Origin of the sequence: Caballeronia humi, from assembly GCF_001544475.1 — a bacterium.
GTDB classification, from domain to species: Bacteria; Pseudomonadota; Gammaproteobacteria; order Burkholderiales; family Burkholderiaceae; genus Caballeronia; species Caballeronia humi.
Genome location: NZ_FCNW02000003.1, coordinates 17923 through 37387, shown reverse-complemented (window position 1 = coordinate 37387; position 19465 = coordinate 17923). Strand labels below are relative to the sequence as shown.

The 19465-nt window shown below is 63.0% G+C and carries 21 protein-coding genes and 1 tRNA gene; 13 read left to right on the top strand and 9 right to left on the bottom strand.

From position 1 onward, the window contains the following. Positions 1-97 precede the first annotated feature (97 nt). The 4 genes from AWB65_RS04845 to acs all read right to left on the bottom strand — a co-directional run bounded on the left by AWB65_RS04845 (position 98) and on the right by acs (position 4692). A tRNA-Ser gene (locus AWB65_RS04845) sits at positions 98-187 on the bottom strand. A gap of 50 nt (positions 188-237) precedes the next feature. Further along, a complete protein-coding gene (locus AWB65_RS04840; RefSeq protein WP_087666075.1) occupies positions 238-2277 on the bottom strand; it encodes a sodium:solute symporter family protein in 2040 nt (679 codons plus the stop codon). Beyond that, positions 2274-2603, bottom strand: a complete 330-nt coding sequence (locus AWB65_RS04835) for a DUF4212 domain-containing protein (RefSeq protein WP_087666074.1) — start codon at positions 2601-2603, stop codon at positions 2274-2276. Before AWB65_RS04835 ends, AWB65_RS04840 begins: the two co-directional genes overlap by 4 nt. 106 nt (positions 2604-2709) lie before the next feature. Beyond that, positions 2710-4692 (bottom strand): acetate--CoA ligase, encoded by a 1983-nt coding sequence (acs, locus tag AWB65_RS04830; RefSeq protein ID WP_087666073.1) that lies wholly within the window; start codon positions 4690-4692, stop codon positions 2710-2712. A 359-nt stretch (positions 4693-5051) separates the two neighbouring features. Between acs and AWB65_RS04825 the strand changes: the two genes are divergently transcribed. The 9 genes from AWB65_RS04825 to AWB65_RS04785 all read left to right on the top strand — a co-directional run bounded on the left by AWB65_RS04825 (position 5052) and on the right by AWB65_RS04785 (position 12367). After that, positions 5052-5951 carry a DMT family transporter gene (locus AWB65_RS04825; RefSeq protein ID WP_087666072.1) on the top strand — a complete coding sequence of 300 codons (900 nt, stop codon included), beginning with the start codon at positions 5052-5054 and terminating at the stop codon, positions 5949-5951. Positions 5952-6041: 90 nt separating this feature from the next. Continuing rightward, on the top strand, positions 6042-6629 hold the full coding sequence (locus tag AWB65_RS04820; protein WP_087666071.1) for a TIGR00645 family protein: 588 nt from the start codon (positions 6042-6044) through the stop codon (positions 6627-6629). A 48-nt stretch (positions 6630-6677) separates the two neighbouring features. Continuing rightward, positions 6678-8201: a fumarate hydratase gene (locus AWB65_RS04815; RefSeq protein ID WP_087666070.1), complete on the top strand. Its 1524-nt coding sequence runs from the start codon at positions 6678-6680 to the stop codon at positions 8199-8201. Positions 8202-8386: 185 nt separating this feature from the next. After that, positions 8387-8863 carry a bacterioferritin gene (bfr, locus tag AWB65_RS04810; protein WP_087666069.1) on the top strand — a complete coding sequence of 159 codons (477 nt, stop codon included), beginning with the start codon at positions 8387-8389 and terminating at the stop codon, positions 8861-8863. Between the two features lie 13 nt (positions 8864-8876). Next, positions 8877-9758 carry a glutamate racemase gene (gene murI, locus AWB65_RS04805; protein WP_087666068.1) on the top strand — a complete coding sequence of 294 codons (882 nt, stop codon included), beginning with the start codon at positions 8877-8879 and terminating at the stop codon, positions 9756-9758. A 153-nt stretch (positions 9759-9911) separates the two neighbouring features. Next, positions 9912-10154, top strand: coding sequence for a (2Fe-2S)-binding protein (locus AWB65_RS04800; protein WP_087666067.1), 243 nt, complete (start codon positions 9912-9914; stop codon positions 10152-10154). A 255-nt stretch (positions 10155-10409) separates the two neighbouring features. Next, positions 10410-11153, top strand: coding sequence for an energy transducer TonB (locus tag AWB65_RS04795; RefSeq protein WP_087666066.1), 744 nt, complete (start codon positions 10410-10412; stop codon positions 11151-11153). A gap of 32 nt (positions 11154-11185) precedes the next feature. Next, complete coding sequence (locus AWB65_RS04790; RefSeq protein ID WP_087666065.1) at positions 11186-11932, top strand: MotA/TolQ/ExbB proton channel family protein; 747 nt, start codon at positions 11186-11188, stop codon at positions 11930-11932. A gap of 12 nt (positions 11933-11944) precedes the next feature. Next, positions 11945-12367, top strand: a complete 423-nt coding sequence (locus AWB65_RS04785; protein WP_087666064.1) for an ExbD/TolR family protein — start codon at positions 11945-11947, stop codon at positions 12365-12367. Between the two features lie 334 nt (positions 12368-12701). On the opposite strand, the gene AWB65_RS04780 is transcribed toward AWB65_RS04785, so the two are convergent. Further along, positions 12702-13664: a LysR family transcriptional regulator gene (locus AWB65_RS04780; protein ID WP_087666063.1), complete on the bottom strand. Its 963-nt coding sequence runs from the start codon at positions 13662-13664 to the stop codon at positions 12702-12704. A gap of 121 nt (positions 13665-13785) precedes the next feature. Between AWB65_RS04780 and AWB65_RS04775 the strand changes: the two genes are divergently transcribed. The 4 genes from AWB65_RS04775 to hemP all read left to right on the top strand — a co-directional run bounded on the left by AWB65_RS04775 (position 13786) and on the right by hemP (position 16115). Then, on the top strand, positions 13786-14658 hold the full coding sequence (locus AWB65_RS04775; protein WP_087666062.1) for a pirin family protein: 873 nt from the start codon (positions 13786-13788) through the stop codon (positions 14656-14658). 129 nt (positions 14659-14787) lie between these two features. After that, a complete protein-coding gene (locus tag AWB65_RS04770) occupies positions 14788-15186 on the top strand; it encodes an OsmC family protein (protein WP_087666061.1) in 399 nt (132 codons plus the stop codon). 44 nt (positions 15187-15230) lie between these two features. Continuing rightward, positions 15231-15725: an SRPBCC family protein gene (locus AWB65_RS04765; protein WP_087666060.1), complete on the top strand. Its 495-nt coding sequence runs from the start codon at positions 15231-15233 to the stop codon at positions 15723-15725. Between the two features lie 141 nt (positions 15726-15866). Continuing rightward, positions 15867-16115 (top strand): hemin uptake protein HemP, encoded by a 249-nt coding sequence (hemP, locus tag AWB65_RS04760; RefSeq protein WP_087666311.1) that lies wholly within the window; start codon positions 15867-15869, stop codon positions 16113-16115. Positions 16116-16387: 272 nt separating this feature from the next. On the opposite strand, the gene AWB65_RS04755 is transcribed toward hemP, so the two are convergent. The 4 genes from AWB65_RS04755 to AWB65_RS04740 form a co-directional block, all read right to left on the bottom strand. After that, positions 16388-16801 carry a GlcG/HbpS family heme-binding protein gene (locus AWB65_RS04755; protein ID WP_087656304.1) on the bottom strand — a complete coding sequence of 138 codons (414 nt, stop codon included), beginning with the start codon at positions 16799-16801 and terminating at the stop codon, positions 16388-16390. A gap of 15 nt (positions 16802-16816) precedes the next feature. After that, complete coding sequence (locus tag AWB65_RS04750; RefSeq protein WP_200821663.1) at positions 16817-18223, bottom strand: 4Fe-4S binding protein; 1407 nt, start codon at positions 18221-18223, stop codon at positions 16817-16819. Beyond that, a complete protein-coding gene (locus AWB65_RS04745) occupies positions 18220-19065 on the bottom strand; it encodes an FTR1 family iron permease (RefSeq protein ID WP_087666059.1) in 846 nt (281 codons plus the stop codon). The genes AWB65_RS04750 and AWB65_RS04745 overlap by 4 nt, the downstream gene beginning before the upstream one ends. Before the next feature lie 67 nt (positions 19066-19132). Beyond that, positions 19133-19465, bottom strand: a complete 333-nt coding sequence (locus tag AWB65_RS04740; RefSeq protein WP_087666058.1) for a cupredoxin domain-containing protein — start codon at positions 19463-19465, stop codon at positions 19133-19135.

Sequence of the window (19465 nt, the reverse complement as noted above, 5' to 3'; positions counted from 1 at the left end):
ATTGACGCGAGAGCGAACTCGCTGACGGGCTATCTGATGACCTGGCAAAACAAAAGCCCCGCTACTCATTGAAGTAACGGGGCTTTTTGACTGGCTCTGGCGGAGAGACGGGGATTCGAACCCCGGATAGGTTTTACCCTATACACGCTTTCCAGGCGTGCGACTTAAACCGCTCATCCATCTCTCCGGCAAGACGCGGATTATAGCAAAAACTCCCTCGCCCCTGCCACCCCCTCGCTACGGGTGCCGGATGTAGTCCACGAGCGCCCGCGTATAGGCGTCGGGCTTGCGGTCGAAGAGACTCACCGCGATCGTCGCGACGAATCCGGCCGGCACGCCGAACACGCCCGAGCTGATCGGCTCGATGCCGAACCAGCGCGGCCCGACGAACCCCGTCATCTGCGTAAAGAACGGATAAGTCGACACGATGTAGTAGACGCACACGACCAGCCCCGACACCATCCCCGCCACCGCGCCGTGCTTGGTCGTGCGCTTCCAGAACACGCCCAGCACGAGCACCGGAAACAGACTCGACGCCGCCAGCGAAAACGCCGCCCCCACCAGAAACAGGATGTTCCCCGTATTCAGCGAGGCCACATAAGACGCGAACAGCGCCACGCCAAGCAACAGGATCTTCGAGATCGTCACGCGCCGCTGGCTCGTCGCGGTCTTGTCGACCATGCAGTAGTAGACATCGTGCGAAAGCGCGTTGGCGATGGTGAGCAGCAGACCATCGGCGGTCGAGAGCGCCGCCGCCAGCGCGCCCGCCGCGATCAGCCCCGAGATCACGTACGGCAAGCCGGCGATCTCCGGCGCCGCCAGCACCACCATGTCCGGCTGCATCTGGATACCCGCCCAGCGCACGATGCCGTCGCCGTTCACGTCGCTGATGCGGATCAGGTACGGCTCGACCTTGCGCCACTGCATCACCCATTGCGGCAGATCGGCGAATCGATGGCCGACGAGCCCCGTCAACATTTCGTGCTTGATCAGCACCGCGAGCACCGGCACCGTCAGATAGAACAGCGCAACGAAAAACAGCGTCCAGCCGACCGAGCGCCGCGCCGATGCGACGGACGTCGTCGTGTTATAGCGCGTGAGGATGTGCGGCAGGCTCGCCGTCCCGAGCGACAGGCACAGCAGCAATGACAGGAAGTTGCGCTGATGCACGCGCCGGCTCTCTTCATCGAGGGCGGGGTTCGAGGATGGCGTCGACGGGAACGCCTCGGTCATCGGCACCGGTGCGGCGACGCGTTCGGTGAGTGCATCGCGGGCGCGCGTCCACTTCGCGAAGGCATCGGCGGGATCTTTCGGGAACGCGGCCAGTTCGCGCTCGTGCGCGGTGATCTCGCGCAACGGCCCGTTATGTCGACGCAGTTCCGCGATCTCATGAACGAGCCGCGCGTACTCGCTGTAGTACGACTGCGGCAACGTATCGATTTGTTCCTGGACCTCCGCGGCCTGACGCCGGTAGTCGTTGCGCACGCGCGCTTCGTCGGGCGACGCGGCCACTTCCCGCTCAAGCGCCTCGACGCGCTCCATCACGCGTCCGTAGTTCAGTTGCGGCAGCCAGCCGAGCCCTTCGCGATGCGCGATCATCGAGACTGGAATCAGCATTGCGCTGATGAGGATGATGTACTGCGCGACCTGCGTCCACGTCACAGCGCGCATGCCGCCGAGAAACGAGCACACGAGAATGCCCGCGAGCCCGCAGAAGATGCCGATCGCGAAATCAATGCCGATGAAGCGCGACGCGATCAGTCCGATGCCCTGAATCTGCGCGACGAGGTACACGAACGAGCAGAGGATCGCGGCCAGCGCGGCGAGCCCGCGCACGGTGTTGCTTGAAAAGCGCGTGCCGAGGAAGTCGGGGATCGTGTAGCGCGCGAGCTTGCGCACGTACGGCGCGAGCAGGAACGCGACGAGGCAGTAGCCGCTCGTCCAGCCCATCACGTAGGCGAGGCCGTCGTAGCCGGTCGCGTAGATCGAGCCAGCCAGACCGATGAACGACGCCGCCGAGAGCCAGTCAGCGGCTGTCGCCATGCCGTTGAATGCGGACGGCACGCGCCGCCCGGCGACGTAATACTCGACTAGATCGGATGTGCGCGAGAGCAGCCCGATCACCGCGTAGACCGCGATCGGCACGAACAGGAACACGTACCCGATCCACATGCCCGGCCCCGTCACGCGTTCGATGCGCTCCATCACGTAGATGAAAAGAAAGAAGCCTAGCGTGTAGAGCGCGTACGAAAGGATCAGGCGATGGGTGAGTTTCATCGGTCGCCGGCTTCGCTCGTTCTGGACTCGCGCAAGAGCCGCGCGTCGGCGAACTGCATCAGCACGATGTAGACGCCGATCAGCGCGACGTACACGAGGATCGCGCCCTGTGCGCCGATGTAGAACGGCAGTGGAAAGCCCGCGACGCGCACGTGCTCCAAACGCGCCGCCAGGAGCGGCACGCCGAACGAGACCGCGAAGCCAATCGTCATCAGCACGGCGATCAAAGCCACGTTGAAGCGCCAGTACGCCCGATGCGCGCGCGCCATCGACGCCGATACGGGCGGCGGCTCGGGCAGGCTCGGTGGCGTGGTCTCGACGGGCATGCGACTGTTTACCAAAAGCGCGATGCGCCGGCAATCAGGATCGACAGCGGAACGAAAAACGGCCGCCCGAAGGCAGCCGTCGATTGAAGCCGATGAGCCGATCTGCCTAACGCGCTTCGCCGAGCTGATCGAGGATGGCGGGATTTTCCAGCGTGGAAACGTCCTGCGTGATCTCCTCGCCCTTCGCGAGCGAGCGCAACAGACGCCGCATGATCTTGCCGGAGCGCGTCTTCGGCAGGTTCTCGCCGAAGCGGATGTCCTTCGGCTTCGCGATCGGCCCGATTTCCTTCGCGACCCACGCGCGCAATTCGTTCGCGATCTTCGTGCCGGCGTCACCTTCCGGGCGCGCCTGCTTCAGCACGACGAACGCGACGACGGCTTCGCCGGTCGTTTCATCCGGCCGCCCAACGACCGCCGCTTCCGCGACGAGCGGATTCGACACCAGAGCCGATTCGATCTCCATCGTCCCGAGCCGGTGGCCGGAGACGTTCAGCACGTCGTCGATGCGGCCCATGATCGTGAAATAGCCGGTGTCCTTGTCGCGCACGGCGCCGTCGCCGGCGAGATACAGCTTGCCGCCGAGCTCTTCCGGGAAGTAGCTCGACTTGTAGCGGTCCGGATCGCCCCAGACGTTGCGCAGCATCGACGGCCACGGACGCTTCACGACCAGGATTCCGCCCTGCCCGTTCGGCACGTCCTGTCCGGTTTCATCGACGATCGCGGCCATGATGCCCGGCAGCGGCAGCGTGCACGAACCCGGCACGAGCGGCGTCGCGCCCGGCAGCGGCGTGATCATGTGGCCGCCGGTCTCGGTCTGCCACCACGTATCGACGATCGGACACTTCGCGCCGCCGACATTCTCGTAATACCACATCCACGCTTCCGGATTGATCGGCTCGCCGACCGTTCCGAGGATGCGCAGCGTCGAGAGATCGAAGCTCTTCGGATGCACCTTCGCGTCCGCTTCCGATACCTTGATGAGCGAACGGATCGCCGTCGGCGCCGTGTAGAAAATCGTGACCTTGTGCCTTCCGATCATCTCCCAGAAGCGGCCCGCGTGCGGATACGTCGGCACGCCTTCGAACATGACCTGCGTCGCGCCGATCGCGGTCGGCCCGTAGGTGATGTAGCTGTGTCCCGTGATCCAGCCGATGTCGGCCGTGCACCAGAAGACGTCGTCGGGCTTCATGTCGAAGGTCCACTTCATGGTCTGCGCGGCCCAGAGCAGAATTCCGCCCGTGCTGTGCTGCACGCCCTTCGGCTTGCCCGTCGAGCCGGACGTGTAAAGGATGAAAAGCGGATGCTCGGCGCTGACCCATTCCGGCTCGCATTGATCCGACTCGTTCTCGACGAGTTCATGCAGCCACAGGTCTCGGCCTTCGTTCCACGCGACCTTGCCGCCCGTCCGGCGATAGACGATCACGCTCTTGACCGCGTCGCAGCCGCCGGCCGCGATCGCTTCGTCGGCGATGCTCTTTAGCGGGAGCGCCTTGCCGCCGCGCATCTGTTCGTCGGCGGTGATGAGCGCGACCGCGCCAACATCGACCAGTCGCTCATTCAACGACTTCGACGAGAACCCGCCGAACACGACCGAATGCGTGGCTCCGATACGCGCGCACGCCTGCATCGCAACGACGCCCTCCACCGACATCGGCAGATAGATCACGACGCGGTCGCCCTTCTTCACGCCCTGCTTCTTGAGCGCATTGGCAAGGCGGCTCACGCGCTGAAGCAGGTCCTGGTAGGTGACGTTGGTGACGGCGCCGTCGTCGGCTTCGAAGATGATCGCGTTCTTGCCGCCGTGGCCCGCTTCGACGTGGCGGTCGATGCAGTTATACGAGGCGTTGAGTTCGCCGTCCTCGAACCACTTGTAGAACGGCGCATTCGATTCGTCGAGCACCTTCGTGAACGGCTTGTGCCATGAGAGCGTTTCGCGCGCGATGCGCGCCCAGAAGCCTTCGTAATCGCTTTCGGCTTCGGCGGTCAAGGCCTTGTAGGCGTCCATGCCGGAGATCGCGGCATTGGCCGAAGCCTTGTCCGAAGGCGGGAAAACGCGGCGTTCGTGGAGTACGGATTCAATCGCAGACATCGACAGCCCCTTTGATGGTGAATCTAAAACCGTCGGCCCGCGTGGGTGCGGGCCGTGTGTTTCGTGTGACGCGAAACGCGCGTGCGCGCCTCGCTCTTGACCTTGTCTCCTGCTTCGACGCGAGTCCGTTGCCGCGTTGCAGCACGCCCGTTCGTCGAATGTGTATTGCTCTGGTTCGCGCCTCTTTATCTGCACGATAAGCCTGCTCGCTTACCCGCTTCTTACGCAACGCCGTTAATCGGCACGGGGTTAACGAGTAGTCAGCGCATTTATGACGGCTTTCAAATCATGCTGTCGCAACTCAAGCGACTTACAATTGCGTCCCTAATCGTAACTGAACTCGCCGTCCGGATTCCAGCTTGAATCGCTACGCCCTTTACCTTATTGCAGCCATGCTGCTCGTCGGAAGCAATGTCGGTGTCGGCAAGTCGATCGTCGCATTCATTCCCGTCTCGCTCTTCGCGCTCTTGCGCTTCGTGATCGCCATCGGCGTGCTGTGGCCGCTTCTGCGTCCGTCGAAGATGAAACGCGTGCAGCGCGGCGAATGGATCAACCTCTTTTTGCAGGCGCTCTTCGGCACGTTCCTCTTCACGCTGCTCATGCTCAACGGCGTGCAGCGCACGAGCGCGGTCGCGGCGGGCGTTATCACGAGCACGATTCCGGCCGTGGTCGCACTGTTCTCGTGGTTCTTTCTGAAGGAACGGCCCAACGGCCGCGCGCTCGTATCGATCGCGCTCGCGATCGTCGGCGTCGTCGTGATCAACGTCGCGCAGAACGCGCACGGCGTGGGTGGCGGGTCGGAGAGCTCGTTCGCCGGCAACCTGATGGTGCTCGGCGCGGTCTGCTGCGAATCGTTCTACGTGATCCTGTCGCGGCGCCTCACGCAGACGCTGCCCGCCATCGATATCTGCGCCTACACGCATTTCTTCGGCCTCTTGCTGATGCTGCCGCTGGGCCTCCCGGCGCTCGTCGCGTTCGACTACGCGAGCGTCGGCGCGGGGACGTGGGCACTCGTGCTCTGGTACGGGCTGTCGGCGAGCATATTCTCTTTCTGGCTATGGATGAAGGGCATCCGCCATGTGGACGGCAGTCTCGCCGGCGTGTTCTCGGCCGTGCTGCCAATCGCCGCCGCCATCTACGGGATCGCATTCCTCGGCGAGCGCCCGACGGTCGCCCACGGCATCGCCCTCGCCTGCGTGATCGCGGGGATCGCGCTCGCGAGCATCGGAACGCGCCGCGTGCCGCCGATGGCGTCGTGAAGCTTCAGGCGACCGAAAGGCCGCGAATTTTACGAGATACAATATCGGGCTTTCCCCTAACCCGAGCCGCGCGCTCCATCGACGACGCCCATGTCCGCCCCTCAGCACGCCCCCGGATCGCCCCAATCCCCCCGCCCGATGAGCCCACTTCCGAAGGTCATCTTCATGAGCCGCTGGCTTCAGGTCCCGCTCTATCTGGGCCTGATCGTCGCGCAAGCGGTCTATGTCGTGCTGTTCCTGAAGGAAGTGTGGCATCTCGTCACGCACGCTTTCACGCTCGACGAAACCAACATCATGCTCGTCGTGCTCGGCCTGATCGACGTGGTCATGATCTCGAACCTGCTGATCATGGTGATCGTCGGCGGCTATGAGACGTTTGTCTCACGGCTTGGCGTCGAAGGCCACCCGGACGAGCCCGAGTGGCTCGATCACGTGAACGCGGGCGTGCTGAAGGTGAAGCTCTCAATGGCGCTCATCAGCATCTCGTCGATCCATCTGCTGAAAACCTTCATCGACCCGGACAAGCACACGCAGAACGCCGTCATGTGGCAGGTCATCATCCACCTCGCGTTCCTGCTGTCCGCGCTGATCATGGCGTGGGTCGACCGCCTGACCACGCACACGCATCCTCAGCATTTTCATAACGAGTCGATTGCGCCGAAGAAGGCACTCGACTGAGCGTCGCCAGAACGCCGACTAAAAATCCCGTCCCCAAGAGCCCAAGCCATGACCGTCATCAAACAGGAAGACCTGATTCAAAGCATCGCGGATTCGCTCCAGCACATCAGCTACTACCATCCGCTCGACTACATCCAGGCGCTCGGCCGCGCGTACGAGCTCGAAGAGAGCCCGGCCGCGAAGGACGCCATCGCGCAGATCCTGACCAACAGCCGCATGTGCGCCGAAGGCAAGCGTCCGATTTGCCAGGACACCGGCATCGTGACCGTGTTCGTGAAAGTCGGCATGGACGTGCGTTGGGACGGCGCGACGATGGGCGTCACCGAGATGATCAACGAAGGCGTACGCCGCGGCTATCTCAACCCGGACAACGTTCTGCGCGCGTCGATCGTGAGCCCGCCCGAAGGCGGCCGCAAGAACACGAAGGACAACACGCCGGCCGTGATCCACTACGAGATTGTGCCGGGCGACAAGGTCGACGTGCAGGTCGCGGCGAAGGGCGGCGGCTCGGAAAACAAATCGAAGTTCGCGATGCTGAATCCGTCGGATTCGATCGTCGACTGGGTGCTCAAGACCGTGCCGACGATGGGCGCCGGCTGGTGCCCGCCGGGCATGCTCGGCATCGGCATCGGCGGGACGGCTGAAAAGGCGATGGTCATGGCGAAGGAATCGCTGATGGACCCGATCGACATTCAGGACATCATTGCGCGCGGCCCGCAGGACTGGATCGAAGAATTGCGCGTTGAACTGCACGAGAAGGTCAATGCGCTCGGCATCGGCGCGCAGGGTCTCGGCGGCCTCGCGACCGTGCTCGACGTGAAGATCATGGCCGCGCCGACGCACGCGGCGAGCAAGCCCGTCGCGATCATCCCGAACTGCGCGGCCACGCGCCACGCGCACTTCACGCTCGACGGCTCGGGCGTCGCGAAGCTGGAAGCGCCATCGCTCGAAGACTGGCCGAAGGTCAACTGGGAGCCGAACACCGAGACGAGCCAGCGCGTCGACCTGAACACGCTGACGCCGGAACAGGTCGCCGCGTGGAAGCCGGGTCAGACGCTTCTGCTCTCCGGCAAGATGTTGACGGGCCGCGATGCCGCGCACAAACGCATCGCCGACATGCTGGCCAAGGGCGAAAAGCTGCCAGTCGATTTCAGGAATCGTGTGATCTATTACGTCGGCCCGGTCGATCCGGTGCGCGACGAAGTCGTCGGCCCGGCAGGCCCGACCACCGCGACGCGTATGGACAAATTTACCGACCTCATGCTCTCGCAAACCGGCCTGATCTCGATGATCGGCAAGGCGGAGCGTGGGCCGGTGGCGATCGAAGCGATCAAGAAGCACAACGCGGCGTACCTGATGGCGGTCGGCGGGGCGGCTTATCTCGTGTCGAAGGCGATTCGCGGCGCGAAAGTCGTCGCGTTCGAGGACCTCGGCATGGAAGCGATCTACGAATTCGATGTACAGGACATGCCTGTGACAGTCGCCGTCGATTCGACCGGCACTTCGGTGCATAAGACGGGCCCGGCGGAGTGGCAGGCGAAAATCGGGAAGATTCCGGTTGCAACGGCCTGAAATTCGGGCTTCGCGGACAAAAAGCCGGGGTTTTCCGCCCGGCTTTTTATTTTGACGAGCCCTTCTCAATAAAGAGATTCATTCTCATTAATTTCTAAAAGAAAAGATTATCTTCTACGCTTGGCATTTTTAGCCTTAGGGTTTATCCTTTACAAAGACCCCACGACGAATACGGAAGAACAATCATGAAAGGCGACGCGAAAGTCATCGAGTATCTGAACTCGCAACTCAAGAATGAACTGACTGCGATTAATCAGTACTTTCTGCATGCGCGGATGTACAAGCATTGGGGCCTGGAGCGCCTGGGCAAGCACGAGTACGACGAATCCATCGGCGAGATGAAACATGCCGACTGGCTGATTCAGCGCGTATTTATGCTCGATGGCCTCCCGAACCTTCAGGATCTGCACAAGCTGCTGATCGGTGAAGAGACGAAAGAAATCCTCGAATGCGATTTAAAACTCGAGCTGATTTCGCAAAGCACGTGCAAAGAAGCCATTGCCTATTGCGAGACGGCGCGCGATTTCGTTTCACGCGAGATTTTCCAGCGCATACTCGACGACACCGAAGAACATATCGACTGGCTGGAAACGCAGCTCGATCTGATCGACAAGGTCGGCATCCAGAATTATCAGCAAACAATGATGGGCGAAGGCGAATAAGACCTATCGTTCGATGCTGTTCGAAGTCGCTTCTTCTTCATTGCCTGCCGAACGCGCCGTCTCCGGGACGAGCGCGCCGGTGGGCATTTTCGATTCCGGCCTCGGCGGGCTGTCGGTGCTGCGCGCCGTGCGCGCCGCGCTGCCGCACGAGCCGCTCGCCTACGTCGCCGATTCACTCTACGCGCCCTACGGCGAGCGCGACGACGATTTCATCGTCGACCGCACGACCGCGATCGGCGAATGGCTCGTCGCGCGCGGGGCGAAGGCGCTGGTCGTCGCGTGCAATACGGCGACCGCGCAATCGATCGCGCACGTGCGTGAGCGGCTTGCCATTCCGCTCATCGGTGTGGAGCCGGGCGTGAAGCCGGCGGCGCTGTTGTCGAAGACGCGGGTCGTCGGCGTGCTGGCGACGGCGGTCACGTTGCGCAGCCTGCGCTTCCAGACGCTTCTCGACCGCTACGCGAGCGATTGCCGTTTTATCTGCCAACCGGGTCACGGTCTCGTTCAGGCGGTGGAGCGTTGCGATACGTCATCGCCGGAACTGATGGCGCTTTTGGCCGGCTATCTCCAGCCGATGCTCGATGCCGGCGCCGACACGCTCGTGCTCGGCTGCACCCACTACCCGTTCCTCGACGAAGCGATCCGCTCGATCGCGGGCGATCGGCTGCAGATCGTAGATACGAGCGTCGCAATCGCGCGGCAACTCGAACGGCAACTCGACACGCACGGCCTGCGCACTGTCGATACGGACGCCCTGCTCGTGCCCCGTTTCTTCTCCACCGCAGACGGCGAGTCGCAGCGTCAACTCGCCGCGTCGCTGCTCGGCATCGATGCACGCGTCGGCCACGTGGTTATTCCGTCGCGCCGGACGCGCCCGCTTTCCGGTATCGCCTGATACAACGCCCCACCGGGCGCGGCCCTGAGCGAAAACCCTGCCTAGACCCTTCTTCTGTTACAAAAAAGTTCGGTGGCCCACACAAACCTGCTTGCAAAGCCTATAGAACATAATGATAATGGTTCGCATTAACGTAAGCTATCGCGACCGATCATGATCGTCTGTGTCTGCAAGTCAGTATCCGACCGCAAGATCCGTACGGCTATCGCCGGGGGTGTCGATTCATTCGACGAATTGCAATTCGAACTCGGCGTCGCGCTCTGCTGCGGCAAATGCGAAGAGAGCGTGCGCGACGTCATGCTGGAAAGCGGCGTGTGCGCTACGCGCTGCGGCGTCGGACATCATGATCATCAACACGCCGTGCCGCTCACGTTCTACGAACGCAAGGCTGCCTGACGCTTTATCCGTGCCGCGCGGGGCGGCCACCGCGTCGCCCGCTTCGTATAGTGCATGTCCGCTCACCCGCACCGCCAGCAAGCCAGGTCACATCAGCCAGCCGCGCCACCCCGAATCGGGAGGAAAGATGGAATTGCTGATCGGCTTCGTGACCACCCTGTTTATCTCTCTGCTCATTTTCCGAACATGACGTTGTTTAGCCCGATTTGCTGGACGGGCCGCGCGGATTCATTCATCGCTGGCCCGAACTGACCGATGCAGTCCCCGACAATGACCTCCGCCGGTTTCAGGCCGGAAACGACTGCCAGTATCGATCGACGCGTGATCGCCGCGACTGCGGCCGTCGGCGTGATTCACGTGGCGCTGCTCGCGGTGCTCGTGACGATGCGCAACGAACCGCTGCCGCGTGTCGTCGAGTCGCGTCCGATCACCGCGGAATTGCTGAGCGCCGAGCCCGCTCCGGTGGCGGCGCCCGTTGCCGTCGAATCGACGCCGACGCCTCCGCCGCCCAAACCCGTCCCGCCGAAGCCGACGCCCAAGCCCAAGGTTCAGCCGCGCGTGCAGCCCAAACCGGTTCCAATGCCGCAGAGCGACGCGCCGTCGGCGATCGCCGCGCCCGCGCCTGATCCGACTCCCGCGCCGGCTGCTCCGCCCGCCCCGGCGGAACCGCCCGCAGCGGCCGCGCCCGCGGTCGGCCGTCCGACGATGGCGATTTCCGCGCCGAAGGACATCTCGCACCTGTCGTGCAACATCGTCCAGCCGGACTACCCGGCGATGTCGAAGCGTCGCGGCGAGACGGGCACCTCGGTCGTCGGCTTCGTCCTCGGAACTGGCGGGAAACTCGAAAACATCGCGCTGAAGAAGAGCAGCGGGTCGGCGCGTCTCGACGAAGCCGCGCTCGATGCAGTGCGTTCGAGCGCCTGCAAACCCTATAAGGAAAACGGCGAGGCGATTCGCGCCGTCACGTCGGTGCCTTTCGTCTTCAGCCTGACCGACTGATCTCATTTTTAGATACAAACACAGGAACTGCAATGGAAAACTACGGAATTGCGCACGTGTGGGCGCAAGGCGATTTCGTGACACGCGGCATCGCGCTCGCGCTCGTGATCATGTCGGTGCTGTCGTGGACAGTGATCGTCGTGAAGGGATGGAACGTGCTGCGCCTGGTGCGCCTGACGAAAAACGCCGAGCGCGCGTTCTGGCACTCCGACGATTTCGCCGACGGCATCAAGAAGCTCGGCAGCCACACGTCGAGCCCCGCCGACAACCCGTTCCTTGCCCTCGCCCTCGCCGGCCAGGACGCCGCCGACCACCATCACCAGACGCAACCGCATCTGCACGACCGCATGGACGTGTCCGACTGGATCACGCGTTGCCTGAAGGACACGATGGACGAAGGCGTCGGCCGCATGCAGGCCGGCCTCGCGGTGCTCGCATCGATCGGCAGCACGGCGCCGTTCGTCGGGCTTTTCGGCACGGTGTGGGGCATCTATCACGCGCTGCTGACGATCGGCGCGACCGGCCAGACGTCGATCGACCAGGTCGCGGGCCCGGTCGGCGAATCGCTGATCATGACGGCGTTCGGACTCTTCGTCGCGATTCCGGCGGTGCTCGGCTACAACGCGCTGACGCGCTCGAACAAGTCGATCGTGACGAAGCTCAACCGCTTCGCGCACGGTCTGCACGCGTTCTTCGTGACGGGTTCGAAACTCTCGTCGAGCCAGCGTCCGGGGTCGCCTGCCGCGGACAGCCTGCGCCTCGCGACGCGCGCGTCCTAAGCGGAGGTTTCGATGGCAATGAGCCCTTTCGCCAACGACGAAGACGACGGCATGATGAGCGAGATCAACATGACGCCGCTCGTCGACGTCATGCTGGTCCTTCTGATCATTTTCCTCGTGACGATCCCGGCGATGCACCACGCGGTCAAGATCGACCTGCCGCACGCGAGCAGCCAGCCGCAGGATTCGAAGCCCGCGCACGTGAATCTCGCGGTCCAGGCGGACGGCACGATCGTCTGGGATGATCAGAAAATCGACGACGCCACCCTCGCCCAGCGCATCGCGCAGGCGGCGCAGCAGTCGCCGCAGCCGGAATTGCATCTGCGCGCGGATCGCAAGGTGCCGTATGAACGCGTCGCCGATGTGATGTCGGCGGCTCAGGCCGGCGGGCTGACGAAGATCGGTTTCGTCACCGAGCCTAAAGGCGGGAAATAAGCGTTTTCAGGCTGCAGAAAGTAAAAGGCCTTCATCGTCGGATGAAGGCCTTTTTTTGTGCGCACTCGGCGCATTCGGGCGGGCGTCACTTCGGGCTCGAATAGCTCGAGTTCGAAGAATCGCCACATGCGGCAACCGTGGTCGACACGGATAGCGCGATCAACCCTATCAGGCTAACTATAAGAGTAGCCGTCAGTTTTCGCATAAGAGGCTCCTTAGCGAAGGGATTTCAATATAACGCCGTGCCCTTGGTCGTTCAAGGCTGCAGCGATTGAATCTGTCCATCGCAAGCACGCGCTTCAATGCGAGAAACGATGCCCGGCGCCACGAATAGTCACACTGTTTCGCGCACGGGCGCCGTCTCGACAGGACATTCTCCAGGGAAGCGCTTGCCGTCATCGATCGACTCGACGAGAAAATCCACAAAGGCGCGGATTGCCGGCACCATCCCCTGCCGCGACAGGAACACCGCGTACAGTTGTGGCGCCGGAAACGTCCAGCCGGGCATCACCGGCGAGAGTTGCCCCGTGCGCAAAGGCGCGCCGTACATCATCTCCGGGAGCGCCGCGATGCCGACGCCACGCAACACAGCCTCGCGGATCATCGAGAGATCGGCGGTGACGAGGCGCGGCTCGTGTTCGAATTCGTGGCGCGTGCCGTCGGGTGCGATCAGGCGGTAGACGTGGCGGCCGTCGCTGGAAGGCGTATCGAGCGTGTCGAACTGCGCGAGCTCGGCGGGCGTGAGCGGCGGTGCGTTCGGCTTGAGCAGCGAGGGTGCTGCCACCAGCATCTGTTCCGTGCGCCAGAGCGGCCGCGCGACCACATTCGAATTGGCGGGCGGCTCGGAGCGCACGCGCAGGGCGACGTCGACGGCGTCCTCGAACAGGTCGACGACGCGATTGGTGACACGCAACACCACGCGCACTTCCGGATAGCGATGCAGAAATTCGGGCATCACCGCCGACAGAAACGTCTGCGCGATCGTCACCGGGACGCTTACCCGCACCGTGCCGCGCGGCGAGTCGCGCAGGCTCTGCACGACGTTTACGGCTGCCTGCGCCTCCGCCAGCATCGCCTGACAGTGCTGATAGAAGAGCTGGCCGGCCTCGGTGAGCGCGAGCTTGCGCGTCGAGCGCTGCAACAGCCGCACGCCGAGCGACGCCTCCAGTTCCGACACCCGCCGCGACAGCCGCGATTTCGAGATGCCGAGCACCCGTTCCGCCGCCGAAAATCCGCCATTCTCGACGACGTGCGAGAAGTACATCAGGTCATTCAAATCGTGGGTGTCGGGTTTCATATCGTTTCACTGGCGGGACAATCCATTGCGTTTCGAGGGCTTTTTCGCAGAAATCCGGCCCATATAATAGCTCTATGTTCCAAATTTGGCGCTATTCCCCTTTCCGGCACAGCGAGACACCATGACCACGACCCGCACTATCGAACGCACCATTCCCGCACTCAGGACCGTCGAAGGCGGCGGTTTTGTCGTGCATCGGCCGTTTCCGACCCGCCTCCTGATGGACTTCGACCCGTTCCTGCTGCTCGACGAAATGGGCCCGGTCGACTACGCGCCCGGCGAGGCGAAAGGCGCGCCGGATCACCCGCATCGCGGCTTCGAAACGGTCACCTATGTGCTCGAAGGCCAGTTCGGGCACAAGGACTCAGCGGACCACTCCGGCACACTGCGTCAGGGCGACGTGCAATGGATGACGGCCGGCGCGGGCGTCGTCCACAGCGAAATGCCTGATCCCGAGTTCACGCGTACCGGCGGCCGCGTGCACGGCCTGCAACTGTGGGTGAACCTGCCGCAGCGCGACAAGATGATCGCGCCGCATTATCAGGAGATTCCGTCGGCGAAGATTCCGGTCGCCGTCAGCGACGACGGGCGTGTGCGCGTGAAAGTCATCGCGGGCGAGGCGCTCGGCGTGAAAGCCGCGATCGAGACGCGCACGCCGATCCTGTATCAGCACTTTTCGATCGAGCCGGGTGCGTCGATCGAGACGCGCGTGCCGGAAGATTTCCGCGTGTTCGCATATCCGCTGTCGGGCGCAGGGCTTTACGGCGGGGACCGCACGCCGGTACGCGCGCAGCAGATGGTGCTGTTCAACGACGATGGTGGCTCCGTGACGCTCGCTGCCGGCGATGAACCGCTCGAAGTGCTGCTGATCGGCGGCGTGCCGCTGAAGGAGCCGGTCGTGCGTTATGGCCCCTTCGTGATGAACACGGAAGACGAAATCCGCCAGGCCGTCATCGATTATCAGGCGGGGCGCATGGGTGCGATCACGCACTGAGGCGCTTGCTCAAGCCTTGCAGCCAATGCGGCGCGACACGAACGGCGACATTGCGTCACAATAACCGTTCGCGTCGCGCCGTTTTTTTTCGCGCGATGCGGCTACTAAAACACACAACAGGAGCATTGAATGGCTGAACCGTCCGTGATCGCGACCATCGGCTCGACCGACTTCCAGGTTCAACTCGACGACGGCATGCACAAGTGGCTCGCCGACGAACCCGAGAGCCTCGGGGGACGCGATACCGGGCCAGCGCCCGCATCGCTCTTGCTGTCGAGCCTCGGCGCGTGCACGTCGATCACGCTGAAGATGTACGCGAAGCGCAAGGACTGGCCGCTCGACGCGGTGCGTGTCGTCCTGTCGATGACGACGGGCGCCGAGGGCACCGCCATCGACCGGAACATCGTGCTGAGCGGCGCGCTTTCCACCGAACAGCGGGAACGCCTTTTGCAAATTGCCAATGCGTGTCCCGTTCACAAGATCCTGACCGGCGCGATCCGCATCGAAAGCCGGATCGCCGACGTCTGAACGGCCACGACCTGCATCGAATCAAGAAGAAGGAAACTGTCGTTTTGAATTTCGAACACCTGATCCAGATCAACGACCCGCTGAACCCGTTCGTCGAATCGCTGACGCGCGAGCAGTTGTGGGAAGGCCTCGTCCTGCGCGCGGAGCAGCCGCAGCTCTTCGTGCTCGGCCTCGATAGCTGCACGATCATTACACGCGAGGGCGATGTCATGGAGCGTGAGTTGCACTACGGGCAGGCAGTCGTGCGTGATCGCGTGACGCTGACGGCCGGCACCAGCGTGCGATACGACATCTCACCGACGGCGGATTACGTCGGCGGATCGCTGACGATGGCAATCGAGCAGCCGGACGAACTGCAGCTTTTCCTGCGTTTCACGTACGCGACGACCCTCCCCGTCGCCGATGATGCCGCCGCCAGCGCCGATGCGCATCAAACGCAGGAAATCGTGAAATCGGCGTATCGCGAGAACGACATCGACACTGTGCGGCTAATTCGACAGTTCGTGCACGGACGCAGCGAGGAAGGCCCGCTTCACTGATTCATGACGATGCGGCATGTCAGAAACACTGCATCGTCGCAAACTATCAAAAAGTGTCTATCGATGAAGAAATCGTTGTTGTAAATAGGAATGGTTATCATTTACTATGAATCCATCGAATCAACGAACGAACTCTCCGACATGACCGACACCCTGCGCTCTTCCACGCTTCGGCTGCGTCGCCCGGTCGTTCGCGATGCCGCCATCACGCGACCCAAACAGGCGGCCGTCGCGACGGTCAGCGTCTCGGCTCCATCGGCGCAATCGAGCGAACGGTCGTTGCGCAGCGATGCGCTGCTGCAGGGCCAGAGTCATGTCAGCATCATGCATAACGGGGAAACCTACCAGTTGCGCGCCACGCGGCTGGGCAAGCTGATCCTGACGAAGTAACGAATCGACGCTTGAACGAATTGCTGTACCGGGTATTGTGGGGACCACCTCCTCGAGAGGTGTTTGGCATTAGCCAGCGAGGACGACTTGCACGCGAGAAATTAGACCCCTTCGTGCAAACACCAGCCAGTCGTCGATAGCAAGCGAAGCCGCTTTTTTTGGTTCCTGCTCGGTTTTGCGATTGCGGTCGCCAGAAAGCACTGCGACGCCAGATGTGAAAACGGCGCGCTTTCCTCACGGAGAGCGCGCCGTTTGTTTTGGCGCTTGAATACTCAGACGTTCTCGATCTTCAACGCCGCGATGCCCGCGCGGGCGATCGTCGCGTCCTGCTCCGACTTCACGCCCGACACCCCCACCGCGCCGACGATGTCCGCGCCAACCATGATCGGCACGCCGCCTTCCAGCATCGCGGTCATCGGCGCGCTCAGGAACGCGACGCGGCCCTGCTTGATCATGTCTTCGTAGACTTTGGTTTCGCGACGGCCGAGCACGGCAGTGCGCGCCTTGCCGGTCGCCATTTCGGCGGTGCTCGCGCCCGCGCCTTCGAGGCGATGCAGGTGCAGCAGATGGCCGCCATCATCGACGATCGCGATCGTCACGTTCCAGTGGTGTTCGAGCGCGTGCGCTTCGGCTGCGGCGGCGATGGCCTTGACGTCGTCGTCGGTCAGTACGGGTTTGGTTCTCACATTCGGCTCACAGGTTTATCGGGAAAAGCCCCAGAACATCAGGTACCAGGCGCTGTCCACAACGGCCAGCGCAGCGACAAACCATAACATCGCCACCGCGCGCGGAACAATACGCTGAGCCGTATACCGGGCCGTCACACGCCAGGCGAGCCACGCGCTCCACACGTTCGCGATGCCAAGCAGCCCGAGCCGCAGGTCCGTCACCCACCACAGCGGCACGTGTTCGGCGCGCAGAAGCGCGACAGTCGTCGCCGACAAGCCGAGGAACACGCCGCACCCCGCGACCGGAATCAGCGCCTGCGTCAGGTGATGCAGGCGCGTCCACTCGAAGCGGCCGAGCATGCGTGTCGCGCCCGCGACGAGGGCGAGGAGCACCGTGCCATAAACGATCCCGGTGACGACGATATAGCCGATCACCATGCCGCCGTCGAGCCACGAGAAGACGTCGTTCTGCTCGGGGTAATGGGTGAAGAGATACCACGGCGCGTTGGTATCGAGCGGCCAGAGGATGTCGTGATCGATGAGCCAGGTCGCGAAAATCTGCTTGAGATCGACGAACCAGGTGCTCACCGTCCAGTGGAACGCGCCGATCGCGATGCCGAGCAGCCCGTAGAGGATCAGCGCGGTGTCCCACGCGTTCGCCTGCTTGTCGCCGAGCTGGACGACTTCCTCCGACGGCGAGCGCCACGACAGCCCGATCGCATCGCGATGGCCGCTGCATCGGCCGCACATGTGACAGTCGGAGGCGCCTTTCATGTTGCGCAGGGGCACGAGCGGCGCGCAGTTGATCGGAATCACGCGATGCCCGTGCTCGCCCTCTTTGTACGAGCGGCGCCAGGCGTCTTCGTCCACTTTGTAGTGGAACGGCGCGAGGCGCGCCAATAACGCGAAAACCCCGTTCACGGGGCACAGATATTTGCACCAGACGCGTTTTTCGCGCCCGTACAGCACGCCGACGATCATGGCACCGACCGTCGAGCCACCCAGAACGAGCAGCACCGCCTTCGGATATTGATAGACGCTGACCATCTGGCCGTAGATGGTCGTCAGGCCGAACGCGACGAAGGGCCAGCCGCCCCAGCGCATCCAGCGCGGAATCGCCCAGCCGCGGCCGAACTTGCTCGCGAATTCGGTCAGCGCGCCCTCCGGACACAGCACGCCGCACCACACGCGCCCGAGCATCACCATGGACAGCAGCACGAACGGCCACCAGATGCCCCAGAACACGAACTGCGCGGCAAGCGTCAGGTTGCTCCAGAGGTGCGCGGTGCCGTCGGGCAGCGGCATCACGGCAGGCACGAGGATCAGAAACGCGTACACGGCAACCACGACCCACTGAATTCCGCGGATCGCGTTGCCGTGCCGTTGCATCCATTGACCGGCTTGGCGCAGCCGGCCCGGCCGTTCGAGGACGCTGCTCATGCTGGACGACTCGCCGCTTTTTGCGCCATGTTCGACTTCGAGCGGCGCATCAGTAGGTAGATCACCGCCCAGTAGACGGCATACGCGATCAGGTTCATGCCCGCCGGATGCGCGCGATAACCCGTCAGCGTCGCGACGAGCGAGCCGAAGGTGCTGGAATCGTCGAGGAGCCAGGACGTGTCCCAGACCTGATTGATCACGATCGGGAGGATTTCCTTGTCGATCAGCTTGTCGACGCCGGCTTCGAAGAGTCCCGCCGCGAGGAACAGCAGCATGATCTCGGTAGCGCGGAAAAAGATGCGCCACGAGAAGTACTTGCCGCCCAGTTGCAGGATGTAGAACGTGAGGAACGCGAGGCCCAGTCCGATGATCACCGCGACGTATTGCGACGCCGCCACATGTCCCGACTGTCCGAAGCCGACGCCGTAGAGGAACACGGCCGTCTCGCTGCCTTCGCGCGCGATCGCGAGCGCGACGAGAAGCGCGATGCCCCACCAGTGGCCGTCCTGCGTGCTCTTCTGTAGCGACGCTTCCATATCCTTCTTGAGTGTGCGGCCGTGGCGCCGCATCCAGAGGACCATCTGCACGATCAGCACGCACGCGACCAGCACCATCGCCGCCTGGAAGTAATCCTGGGCGTCGCCGGAGAGGACTTCCGTGAAGCCGATCAGCGCCGCGCCGAGCGCGATCGCGGCCAAAAGACCGATCGCCACGCCGATCCACAGATACGGCAGGCCGCGCCGCGCGTGGTGATCGCCGTTCTTGAGCCACGCGTGCAGAATGCCGACGACCAAGAGCGCCTCGACGCTTTCGCGCCATACGATGAAAAGAACCTGACCCATCAAAAACCTCCAGCCATTGCTGCTTTCACGCAAAAGCGCGTCGAACCGGCCGCCGCGCGCGCAAAGCCTATTTCGCGACGATCACGCCTTGCGCCGTCTGGTGAAAATCGTCGAAGAACTTGTATTCGCCGGGGGAAAGCGGCGCGATCACAACGAAAGAGTCGGCGCCGGGCGCCAGCACTTTTTCCTTGCGCAGCTGGAGGCTTTCGAATTCCGCGGCCCCCTTGCCGATGTTGTGCACTTCGATCTTGATGCGCTGTCCCGCCGGCACTTCAATGCGCTCGGGGTTCAGCTTGCCGTCATTCATTTCGAGCTTGAACGTTGGCAGATCGGCGGCATGGGCGATGCCGGCAAAGAGCGCCGACAACGCAAGCGCAGCCACCTGGTTTTTGACTTTCAT